Genomic DNA, 12,321 nt, shown 5'->3' on the forward strand with positions numbered 1-12,321 from the left:
TACTGACCGGTCCCTGTCCCGGCGTACGGGTGAATCCGACCCCGCCGCCGCCGACGGCGCCGCTACCCACGGAGGGTCTGCCATGGACACCGCTTTCGTCTTCCCGGGCATGGGACCGAGCCGGTTCCCCGAGGTCGGCAGGTTCATGGTCGGCAACCCGATCGCCCGCCGGCTGCTGCGCCGGGCCGACGAGGTGCTCGGCTACTCCGTCATCGACCGCTTCGCCGACGCCGACACCGACTACGACGAGGCCGCCCAGGTGGCCTTCCTGGTGAACTGCCTCGCCCTCGCCGAGTGGGCGCGCCAGCACCTCGACGAGGAGCCGGCCCTGTGCACCGGCGCCAGCTTCGGGCAGAAGACGGTGGCCGGCTTCACCGGCGCGCTGTCCTTCGAGGACACCGTCCTGCTCACCGCCCGGCTGGCCCGGGTACTCGACGACTACTTCGCCATTCAGCACACCGACATCGTCACCCAGTCCTTCGTCCGGGTACCCGAGGACAAGCTCGAACCGGTACTGGCCGAGCTGACCGAACGTGGCGAGTGGTACGAGTTCGCCTGCCACCTCGACGCCGGTTTCCACATGGTCAACCTGCGCGAGAGCGCGGTCGACTGGTTCGTCACCCGGCTGCGTTCCGTCGGCGGCCTGCCGCTCTACGCGATGCGCCCACCGATGCACTCGTCCCTGTTCACCGGCCTGCACGCCACGGTCCGCGACGAGATCCTGCCCGGGTTCACCTTCGCCGACCCGGCGGTGCCGATCGTCTCCGACCAGACCGGTGAGCTGCTGACCACCGCCGACCAGGTACGCACCCTGGTGCTCGACGGGTTCGTCCGGCCGGTCCGCTGGCCGGACGCGGTGGCCACGCTGCGCGACCGGTTGGTCGGGAAGGTCCTGGTCGTCGGCCAGGACGCGATGTTCGGCCGGGTCGACTGCGTGGTGCGCAACTTCGAGGTCGTCGCGGTCAACCCGCGGCTGGCCATGCAACCCCGACGTCAGCCGGTTCCGGCTGGGCGCTGACCGTAACCGAGAAAGGACCCCTGACCCGTCATGACTGACCCGCAGTTCGAGGAGATCCTCCGCGGCCACCTGCCGTTCCTGCCGGCCGACGAGCCGTTGACCCCCGACACCAACCTCACCGACCACGGGCTGGACTCGCTCGGCATTGTCGACCTGCTCACCGCCCTGGAGGGGCAGTACGGGGTGGCCTTCGTCGACGACGCACTGACCCGGGAGACCTTCGAGACCGTCGGCTCGCTCTGGTCGGTCCTCAACGGTCTCCGCCCGGCTGCGGTCTGACCGCCGGACCGACCGCCCGCCACCAGGAGAGGAGGACACCCATGACCGGTACGGCAGCCACGAACCGGCTCGACGCGACGCTGCACGGTCGCTTCCTGCGTGGTCTGGCCATCGCCCCGGACCGTCCCGCGTTCCGGGTCGGCGGGCGGGAGGTCAGCTACGCGCAGGCCCACGAGACCGCCCTCACCTGGGCCGGCACCCTGCTCGGTGAACTGTCCGCACCCCCGGCCACGGTCGGGGTGTTCGCCAACAAGTCCGCCGAGGCGTACCTCGGCACGCTCGCCGCGCTCTACACCGGCGCGGCGGTGGTGCCGCTGCACCCGGACTTCCCGGACGCCCGCAACCGGTACGCGCTGACCGCGGCCGGGGTCGGTGCGGTCATCACCGACGAGCGGGGCGCCGGGGCGGCGGCGGAACTGCTGCCGGAGGGCGCCGCCATCCTCACCCCGGACGGGGCGGGCGGCGGCCGGGTCCTGCGCCCCCGGCCGGAGCTGGCGTTGACCGCGCCGCGCCCCGCCGACCCGGACGACCCGGCGTACATCCTGTTCACCTCCGGCTCCACCGGGGTACCCAAGGGGGTACGGATCCGGCACTCCAGCAACCGGCACTACTTCTCGATCATCGACGACCGGTACGACTTCGGCCCGGACGACGTCTTCTCCCAGACGTTCGACCTGACCTTCGACTGTGCGATGTTCGACCTGTTCAGCGCCTGGGGCTCCGGCGCGTGTGTGCTGCCGGTGCCGCTGCGCGGCCTGCGTACCCTGCCCGCGTTCGCCGCCGAGCACGGCCTGACCGTCTGGTTCTCCGCGCCGAGCGCCATCGACGTGGTACGCCGCACCGGCGGACTGGCCTCCGGTGCGCTGGCCGGGCTGCGCTACAGCTTCTTCGCCGGTGAGCCGCTGCGCTGCGTGGACGCCGACGAGTGGCAGCGGGCCGCCCCCGACGCGGCGGTGGAGAACCTCTACGGGCCCACCGAACTGACCATCACCGTCTCCGGCCACCGCTGGTCGGAGGCGTCCACGCAGCGCAGCGCCAACGGCATCGTGCCGATCGGGCCGGTGCACCCCGGCCACGACCACCTGCTGCTCGGGCCGGACGACCGGCCGGTCGACACCGACGGACCCGACCCGGTGGAAGGGGAACTCTGCGTCACCGGCCCGCAGATGTGCGCCGGCTACCTCGACCCGGCCGAGAACGCCGGCCGGTTCGCCGACCACGACGGGCGGACCTACTACCGCACCGGCGACCGGGTCCGGCACTTCCCCGACGGCGAGTTGACCTACCTGGGCCGGGCCGACGACCAGGTGCAGATCTCCGGCCTGCGGGTGGAGCTGTCGGAGATCACCCACGCGGTGCGGACCTGCCCCGGGGTGACCGACGCGGCGGCCGTCGCGCCGGTGGTCGACGGCGAGCCACGGCTGTTCGTCTTCCACACCGGCGAGCCGCTGACCGCCGCCACGATCACCCGGCACCTGCGCGACACCCTGCCGGCGGGCATGCTGCCCCGCCACTACCAGCACCTGGGCGAGATGCCGCTCAACCCCAACCGCAAGACCGACCGTAAGGCACTCAAGGAGCGGGCCGCCGCCCTGCTGGCCGTACCGGCCGGTGGCGGGGCCGGAAGTGGGAGCGCACCGATGACCCCCGACGCCGAAGCCGGAACCGGCCGGGTGGACCAGCCGGCCCGGTACCTGCACGACATCCTGGACACCGCCGCCGCGACCTGGCCCGACTCCACCGCGATCAGCGACGCGACCGGCGCGTGGACGTACGCCGAGGTGGCCCGGCTCAGCCACGCCACCGCCGGTTGGCTGCGCGGGCAGGGCGTCCGGCGCGGCGACCGGGTGCTGGTGCAGTTGCCGAACATGCGGCACGCCGCGCCGCTCTGGTTCGCGCTGTCCCGGCTCGGCGCGGTCTTCGTACCGCTCAACCCGGGCATGAAGGACTTCCACCTGCGGTCGGTGATCACCGACTCCGAGCCGGTGCTGGCCCTGGTCGCCGCGCCGGCCGGCGACCGGTTCGGCGCGGTACCCGCCGTGCAGATCGCCGACTGCTGGGCGGCCGTGCAGAGCGCGGACGCCACCCCGGTCGGCTCCGCCGACGTGCAGCCCGACGACCCGGTCGCGTTCATGTACACCTCCGGCAGCACCGCCGCACCCAAGGCCGTCGTGCTGCCCCAGGCGCCGGTGGCCTTCGCCGCCGCCGGTATCCAGGCGATGCTCGGCTACCGCCCGGACGACGTGGTGTTCTGCCGGTCGCCGCTCTCGTTCGACTACGGGCTCTACCAGATCCTGCTGGCCACCCTGGCCGGTGCCGAACTGGCGCTCGCCGCCGACGAGCCGGAGGTCCGGCTGCTCCGGCAGCTCCGGCAGACCGGCGCCACGGTCTTCCCGGCGGTGCCGTCACTGGCCACCGCACTGGTCAAGCTGCTCGCCCGGGACCCCGGACCAACCTCGCTGCGCATGGTCACCAACACCGGTGCGGCGCTGCCCCAGGCGGTCATCGACGGGCTGCGGGCCAGCCTGCCCGGCGCGCAGGTGGTCCGGATGTACGGCACCACCGAGTGCAAGCGGATCAGCATCATGCCGCCGTACGAGGAGTTCGACCGGCCCGGGTCGGTCGGCCGGCCACTGCCCGGCACCCGGGTACGCATCCTCGACGCCGACGGCGCGGAACTGCCGCCCGGTGAGGTCGGCGAGATCGTGGTGACCGGCCCGCACGTGATGGCCGGCTACTGGAAGCTGCCCGAGCTGACCGCCCGCACCTTCCGGCTCCACCCCGACGGCGAGGTCCGGCTGCACACCGGTGACTACGGCAACGTCGACGCGGACGGCTACCTCTACTTCTCCGGCCGCCGCGACGACATGTTCAAGCGCAAGGGCACCCGGATGAGCAGCATCGAGATCGAGGCCGCCGCGATGGACGTGCCCGGGGTACGGGCCGCCGCCGTGCTGCCCCCGACCGACACCCGGGACCTGACCATCTTCGTCGCCGCCGACCTGCCGCCGACCACCGTGCTGCGGGAGCTGGCCGTCCGGCTGGAACCGGCGAAGGTCCCGGCGGTCTGCCGGGTACTCGCCGAGTTCCCGCTCACCCTCAACGGCAAGAGCGCCAAGCAGCAGTTGACCGCGATGGTGGAGGCTGAGACCCGGTGACCCCCGAGGAACTGGTGGCGGCGTACGGCTCGCCGCTCTACGTCTACGACCTCGACCGGCTGCGGGCCGCCCGGCGGGACCTGCGGGCCACCCTGCCCGAACAGTTCGACATCTTCTACTCGCTGAAGGCCAACCCGCACCCGGAGATCGTCCGGGCGCTGCGTACCGGCGAGGGCGACTGCCGCGCCGAGGTCTGCTCGCTCGGCGAGCTGGCCGCCGCGTTGGAGGCCGGGCACCCCGCCGACCGGATCCTCTACGGCGGGCCGGGCAAGACCACCGCAGAACTGGCCTGGGCCTGCGCCCAGGGGGTACGCGAGTTCTCCGTCGAGTCCCTCGGCGACCTGCGCCGGGTCGGTGCGGTCGCCACCGCGCACGGCATCACCGTGGACTGCCTGCTGCGGATCAACAGCGACTCGTCGGCCGCCACCACCAGCATCCGGATGACCGGTACGCCGTCCCAGTTCGGTGTCGACGCGGAAACCCTGCCGGAGCTGATGCCGCAGTTCCGGGCCGTGCCGGGCACCCGGATCGTCGGGCTGCACTTCTACCCGCTGAGCAACGCGCGGGACGAGGAGAGCCTGATCGCCGAGTTCCGCCAGAGCATCGCCACGGCCGCCCGGATCGAGGCCGAACACGACCTGCCGCTGCGGTTCCTCGACATCGGTGGCGGGTTCGCCGCACCGTACACGGTGCCCGGTGACCGCCCGGTCTACGCCAAGGTCCGGGCTGAGCTGGCGGACGCGCTCGACCTGCACCTCCCGCAGTGGCGGTCCGGTACCCCGCAGCTCGCCGTCGAGTCCGGCCGCTACCTGGCCGGGGACTGCGGTGAACTGTTCACCACCGTCACCAACATCAAGACCAGCCGGGGCCGGAAGTTCCTCGTCCTCGACGCCGGCATCAACACCCTCGGCGGGATGGCAGGACTGGGCCGGCTGCTGCCGCTGTCGGTCACCGTGCAGCGCACCGGCACCGACGGTACCGAGAAGGCCACCCTGGCCGGCCCGCTCTGCACCCCCGGTGACCTGCTCGGCCGGGACGTGACCGTCCCCGCCGACCTGGTCCCGGGCGACGTGGTGCGGGTACCCAACATCGGCGGGTACGGGCTCAGCGCCAGCCTGGTCACCTTCCTGAGCCGGCCCGCGCCGGTCGAGGTCTTCGTCTCCGGCGGCGAGGTGGTCGCCGCCACCCGGCTGGAAACCAACCGGGTCCCGGTCCGGGCCTGACCCGGCCCGTCACCGGGTCGGCGCAGACCACGCCGGGTCCGGCCCACCCCGACCCGGCACCACCGGTCGCCGTCCCGGAACCCGCGGACAGCGACCGGCCACAGACGTTCCAGCAGAGATGAGCCAGGGGAGTGCGCGGATGAGCGGGAAGCTGACCGGGAGACTGGCCGGGCGGCACCGGACCGAACAGGACCGGATGCTGCTCGACGCGGTGCGCGCGGAGGTCGTCGCCGCGCTGACGCACGCCGGTAAACCGGTACCGGACGACCTGGGCCCCGACCGGCTCCTCAAGGGACTGGGCATCGACTCGCTCGCCGCCGTGGACCTGCGGCAGCGGCTCAGCGCCGCCACCGGGCTGGACCTGCCGGTCACCCTGGCCTTCGACCACCCCACCCTGGCCGAGCTGGCCCGCGCCCTCGGCGTACGGCTGCTCGGCGCGTCGACCGACCCGGCGGGTACCCCGAAACGGGACCGCACCCCGGCCGACCCGACCGAGCCGCTCGCGGTCATCGGCATGGCCTGCCGCTACCCGGGCGGGATCAGCTCCCCGGAGGAACTGTGGCGACTGGTCGCCTCCGGCGGCGACGCCATCTCCGAACTCCCCGACGACCGGGGCTGGGACCTCGACGACCTGTACGACCCGGACCCGGACGCGGTCGGCAAGAGCTACGTGCGGCACGGCGGGTTCCTGGCCGGCGCCGCCGAGTTCGACCCCGCCTTCTTCGGCATCAGCCCCCGCGAGGCGACCAGCATGGACCCGCAGCAGCGGCTGCTGCTGGAGGCGTCCTGGGAGGCGTTGGAACGGGCCGGCATCGACCCGCACACCCTGCGGGGCAGCGACACCGGCGTCTTCTTCGGCGCCGAACCCCAGGAGTACGGCCCCCGGCTGCACCAGGCACCCGAGGGGCTGGAGGGGTACCTGCTCACCGGCAACGCGATCAGCGTCGCCTCCGGCCGGGTGGCGTACACGCTCGGCCTGCACGGGCCGACCATGACCGTGGACACCGCCTGCTCCGGCTCCCTGGTCGCCCTGCACCTCGCCGCGCATGCGCTCCGGGCCGGCGAATGCGACCTGGTCCTGGCCGGTGGGGTCGCGGTGATGTCCAGCCCCGGCGGATTCACCGCCTTCTCCCGGCAGCGCGGGCTCGCCCCCGACGGCCGGTGCAAGGCGTTCTCCGCCGACGCCGACGGCACCGCCTGGGCCGAGGGTGTCGGGGTACTCGTCGTGCTGCGTTTGGCCGACGCGCTGCGCGCCGGCCACCGGGTCCTCGCTGTGATCCGGGGTTCCGCGGTCAACTCCGACGGCGCCTCCAACGGGCTGACCGCGCCGAGCGGTGCCGCCCAGCAACGGGTCATCCAGGCGGCACTGGCCAGCGCCGGACTCAGCCCCGTCGAGGTCGACGCGGTCGAGGCGCACGGCACCGGTACCGCGCTCGGCGACCCGATCGAGGCCCGCGCGCTCATCGCCACCTACGGCCAGGGCCGCCCCGACGACCAGCCACTCTGGCTCGGGTCGCTGAAGTCCAACATCGGCCACGCCCAGGCCGCCGCCGGGGTCGGCGGCGTAATCAAGATGATCCAGGCCATGCGGTACGGGCTGCTGCCCAGGACCCTGCACGTCGACACCCCCACCCCGCACGTGGACTGGTCGGCCGGCACGGTCCGGCTGCTCACCGAGCCGACCGCCTGGCCGGAGACCGGGCACGCCCGCCGGGCCGGGGTGTCCAGCTTCGGCATCAGCGGTACCAACGCACACCTGATCCTGGAACAGGCCCCCGCCGGGGTGGAAACCGCCGCCGAGCCGGCCGACCCGCCCGTCGTGCCGTACGTCCTCAGTGGCCGGACCGTCGAGGCGCTGCGCGCCCAGGCCGCCAACCTGCACGCCCACCTGACCACCGACGTGGACCCCGGCACCCGCCCGGCCGACGTGGCCCACTCCCTCGCCACCACCCGGGCCGCCCTGGAACACCGGGCCGTGGTCACCGGACCGGACGCGGACACCCTGCTCGCCGGCCTGGCCGCCGTCGCCGACGGTACCGACGTCGCGGGCGTGGTCACCGGCACCGCGGGCAGCGCCCCGATGGCGTACCTCTTCACCGGTCAGGGCAGCCAGCGTCCCGGCATGGGGCGCGAACTGTACGCCACGTACCCGGTCTTCGCCGAAGCCCTCGACCGCGCCTGCGGGTACCTCGACCTGCAACTGGACACGCCGCTGCGGGACGTCATCCTCGCCGACCCGGACAGCCCGCAGGCCGCGCTGCTCAACGAGACCGCCTACACCCAGCCGGCGCTGTTCGCCATCGAGGTCGCCCTCTACCGGCTGCTCGAATCCTGGGGCCTGCGCCCCGACCACCTCGCCGGCCACTCCATCGGCGAGATCGCCGCCGTCCACGTCGCCGGGGTGCTCTCCCTGGAGGACGCCGCCCTGCTGGTGGCCGCCCGGGGCCGGCTGATGCAGGAACTACCGTCCGGCGGGGCGATGGTCGCCCTGGCGGCCACCGAGGCCGAGGTGACCCCGCTGCTCGACGGGTACGCCGACAGCGTCGGCCTGGCCGCCGTCAACGGACCCGAGGCCGTGGTGATCTCCGGCGCCGCCGGACCGGTCGCCGACCTCGCCGCCCAGGTCGCCGGCTGGGGACGCAAGACCACCGAACTGCGGGTCTCGCACGCCTTCCACTCGCCGCTGATGGAGCCGATGCTCACCGAGTTCCGCCGGGTCTGCCGGGCGCTCACCTTCCGCACCCCGAAGATCCCGGTGGTCTCCACGGTCACCGGCCGGCTCGCCACCGGCGACGACCTCGGCACCCCGGAGTACTGGCTGCGCCACGCCCGCCAGGCGGTCCGCTTCGCCGACGCGGTGCACACCCTGCACGCCGAGGGGGTCCGCACCTTCGTCGAGCTCGGCCCCGACGCGGTGCTCACCGCCCTCGGCCGGCGCTGCCTCGACGACGCCCCCGGGGTGGCGTTCCACGCCGTCCTGCGCAAGAGCCGCCCCGAGGCGGCCGAGGTGGTCGGCGCGGTCGCCGGTGCCCACGTGCGCGGCGTCGCCGTGAACTGGGCCGCCCTCACCCCGGGTGGCCGCCGCATCGACCTGCCCACCTACCCGTTCCAGCGGCAGCGCTACTGGCTCGACGCCGGGACCGGCGAAGCAGACGCCGCCGCCCTCGGCCTGCACGAGTCCGAACACCCCCTGCTCGGCGCCGCGATCGGGCTCGCCGACGCCGACGGGCTGGTACTCAGCAGCCGGCTGTCCGTGCGTACCCACCCGTGGCTCGCCGAGCACGCCGTCAACGGCACCATCCTGCTGCCCGGCACCGCCTTCGTGGACCTCGCCCTCTGGGCCGGCGAGCAGGTCGGCGCCCCGGTGCTGGAGGAGCTGGCGCTGGCCGCCCCGCTGGCCCTGCCAGCCGACGGTGCGGTGCAGGTGCAGCTCCGGCTGGCCCGCCCCGACCACACCGGCCGGCGTACCCTCACCCTGCACTCCCGGCCAGAGGCCACCGCCGACTGGCTGGACGCCCCGTGGACCCGGCACGCCACCGGCACCCTCGCCACCAGCACCCCGGCCACGCCAGCCGCGCTGACCGAGTGGCCGCCACCGGGCGCCACCCCGGTCACCCTCGACGGGGTGTACGACCGGATGCGCGACTCCGGGTACGGGTACGGCCCGCTCTTCCAGGGCCTGGCTGCGGTGTGGCAGCGCGGCGACGAGATCTACGCCGAGGTCGCCCTGCCCGAGGGCACCGACGTCGCCGGGTTCGGCCTGCACCCGGCCCTGCTGGACGCCGCCCTGCACGCCATCGACCTGCCGCTGCCCGGCGCCACCGGCGGTACCGCCCAACTCCCGTTCGCCTGGACCGACGTGCAACTGCACGCCGAGGGCGCCGCCGCGCTCCGGGTCCGGATCACCCCCGCCGGCTCGGCCGGCCCCGCCGGCACCGACGGCTACACCCTCGCCCTCTGCGACGGCACCGGCGCGCCGGTCGCCTCGGTGGGTGCGCTGGTGCTCCGCCCGGTCGTGGTGGCCGCCGACCAGGCCGCCGGTGACCCGGCCCCGCCGCTGCTCGCCGTCGAACCGGCCCCGGTCACCCCGGTCACCACCGCCGGGGCGGTACCCGTCGTCGAGATCACCGGACCGGCCGACCTCGCCGCCCTGGCCGACCAGCCCCCGGCGATCCTCGTCGCCCGGATCGCGGCCACCGGGGCGGGTACCCCGCCACAACAGGCCCGCCAACTCTGCGCGGACGTACTCACCCTGCTCCAGGCGTACCTCGCCGACGACCGGTACGCGGACAGCCGGCTGGTGCTGGTCACCCGGGACGCCGCCGCCGACCCGGCCGTCGCCCCGGTGCACGGGCTGATCCGCGCCGCGCAGGCCGAACAACCCGACCGGGTGGTACTCGTCGACGGCGACGTACCGCTGGACACGCTGCCCGCCCTGGTCGCCACCGGCGAACCGGAACTCGTCCTGCGGGACGGCACCGCCCACGCGCCCCGGCTGACCCGGGTCACCCCGCCCGCCGACGATGCTCCCGTATGGACGGGCGACGGCACCGTGCTGATCACCGGTGGCACCGGCGGGCTCGGCGCCCTGCTCGCCCGGCACCTGGTCGACCGGCACGGGGTACGGAACCTGCTGCTGCTCAGCCGTCGAGGCGACGCGGTACCCGGCGCGGACACCCTGCGCGACGAGCTGACCGGGCTCGGCGCGACCGTCCGCATCGTCGCCTGCGACGTCGCCGACCGGGCCGCGCTGGCCGACGTGGTCGCCGGGGTACCGGACCTGACCGGGGTGGTGCACGCCGCCGGGGTACTCGCCGACGGCACCATCGCCTCCCTCACCGCCGACGGACTCGACCGGGTCTTCGCCCCGAAGGTCGACGCCGCCTGGCACCTGCACGAGCTGACCCGCGACCGGGACCTCACCGCGTTCGTGCTCTTCTCCTCGGCCGCCGGCCAGCTCGACGGCGCCGGGCAGGGCAACTACGCGGCGGCCAACGTGTTCCTGGACGCCCTCGCCCGCCAGCGGCACGCCGAGGGCCGGCCCGCCACCGCCATCGCCTGGGGCCTCTGGGACCACCGCGACGGCATGGCCGGTGAACTCACCGAAGCCGACCTGAGCCGGATCGCCCGTTCCGGGCTGCCCGCCTTCTCCACCGGACACGGCCTGGCCATGTTCGACGTCGCACTGCGCGGCGACCCGCCCGCCGTGGTCGCGCTCCGCACCGACCCGGCCGCCCTGCGCCGCCGCGTCGGCGGCGTACCGGCCATGCTGCGCGGCCTGGTCCGGGGTACCTCCCGCCGCCAGGCCCAGGCCGAGAGCCGGACGGAGAACGACCTGGCCCGGCGCCTCGCCGGCCTCGACCAGGCCGACCGGGACGCCGCCCTGCTCGACCTGGTCCGGACGGAGGTGGCCCGGGTACTCGGGCACGACGGCACCGCCAGCATCGAGGCCGGGCGGGCCTTCCGGGAACTCGGTTTCGACTCGCTCGCCGCCGTGGACCTACGGAACCGGCTCAACGCGGTCACCGGGCTGCGGCTGCCGGCCACCCTGGTCTTCGACCACCCCAACCCGACCGCGCTCGCCGGGTACCTCGCCACCGCGCTGGTCGGCGACGACACCCCCGCCGCCACCCCGGTGGCCCGCCGTACGGCGCAGCCCACCGACGAGCCGATCGCGATCATCGGGATGGCCTGCCGGTACCCGGGCGGGATCAGCACCCCGGACGAGCTGTGGCAGCTCGTCGCCGAGGGACGCGACGGCATCACCGAGTTCCCCGAGGACCGGGGCTGGAACGTTGCCGACCTGTACGACCCGGAGCCCGGCAAGGCCGGCAAGAGCTACACCCGCGAGGGCGGCTTCCTGCACGACGCCGGGAACTTCGACAACGACTTCTTCGGCATCAGCCCCCGTGAGGCGCTGGGCATGGACCCGCAGCAGCGGCTGCTGCTGGAATCCTCCTGGGAGGCCATCGAGTCGGCCGGGATCAGCCCCACCTCGCTGCGCGGCACCGACACCGGCATGTTCGCCGGCGTCATGTACCACGACTTCGGCGCCCGGCTCCGCGCCATCCCCGACGACCTGCTCGGCTACGTCGGCAACGGCAGCCTCGGCAGTGTGGTCTCCGGCCGGGTGTCGTACGCCTTCGGTCTGGAGGGCCCGGCGGTCACCGTCGACACGGCCTGCTCGTCGTCGCTGGTGGCGCTGCACCTGGCCGGTCAGGCGCTGCGCTCGGGGGAGTGCTCGCTGGCGCTGGTCGGCGGCGTGACCGTGATGTCCACCCCGGACACCTTCACCGACTTCAGCCTGCAACGCGGTCTCGCCGCCGACGGGCGCTGCAAGGCGTTCGCGGCGGGTGCGGACGGTACGGGTTGGGGCGAGGGTGTGGGCGTCCTCGTGGTGGAGCGGCTGTCGGATGCCGTACGTAACGGGCACCGGATCCTGGCCGTGGTGCAGGGTTCGGCGGTCAACCAGGACGGTGCGTCGAATGGTCTGACCGCGCCGAACGGTCCGTCGCAGCAGCGGGTCATCACGTCCGCGCTGGCCAGCGCCGGGCTGACCGCTGCCGATGTCGACGCCGTCGAGGCGCACGGTACGGGGACCAGTTTGGGTGACCCGATCGAGGCGCAGGCGCTGCTTGCCACC

The 12,321-nt window shown here is 74.0% G+C and carries 5 protein-coding genes; all 5 read left to right on the top strand.

The genetic code is table 11. From position 1 onward, the window contains the following. The first annotated feature begins 82 nt into the window (after positions 1-82). Positions 83-1,018: an ACP S-malonyltransferase gene (locus tag V6U90_RS27030; RefSeq protein WP_334442383.1), complete on the top strand. Its 936-nt coding sequence runs from the start codon at positions 83-85 to the stop codon at positions 1,016-1,018. A 30-nt stretch (positions 1,019-1,048) separates the two neighbouring features. Continuing rightward, positions 1,049-1,297 (top strand): phosphopantetheine-binding protein, encoded by a 249-nt coding sequence (locus V6U90_RS27035; RefSeq protein WP_334442386.1) that lies wholly within the window; start codon positions 1,049-1,051, stop codon positions 1,295-1,297. Positions 1,298-1,338: 41 nt separating this feature from the next. Continuing rightward, positions 1,339-4,455 carry an AMP-binding protein gene (locus tag V6U90_RS27040; RefSeq protein ID WP_334442388.1) on the top strand — a complete coding sequence of 1,039 codons (3,117 nt, stop codon included), beginning with the start codon at positions 1,339-1,341 and terminating at the stop codon, positions 4,453-4,455. Continuing rightward, entirely contained in the window at positions 4,452-5,678 is a 1,227-nt protein-coding gene (locus V6U90_RS27045; RefSeq protein ID WP_334442390.1) for an alanine racemase, read from the top strand. Before V6U90_RS27040 ends, V6U90_RS27045 begins: the two co-directional genes overlap by 4 nt. A 118-nt stretch (positions 5,679-5,796) precedes the next feature. Further along, on the top strand, positions 5,797-12,321 hold a 6,525-nt coding region (locus V6U90_RS27050), incomplete at its 3' end, for an SDR family NAD(P)-dependent oxidoreductase (protein WP_442933682.1).

It is taken from the genome of Micromonospora sp. CPCC 206060 (genome assembly GCF_036906895.1).
In the GTDB taxonomy this organism is placed as follows: Bacteria; Actinomycetota; Actinomycetes; order Mycobacteriales; family Micromonosporaceae; genus Micromonospora.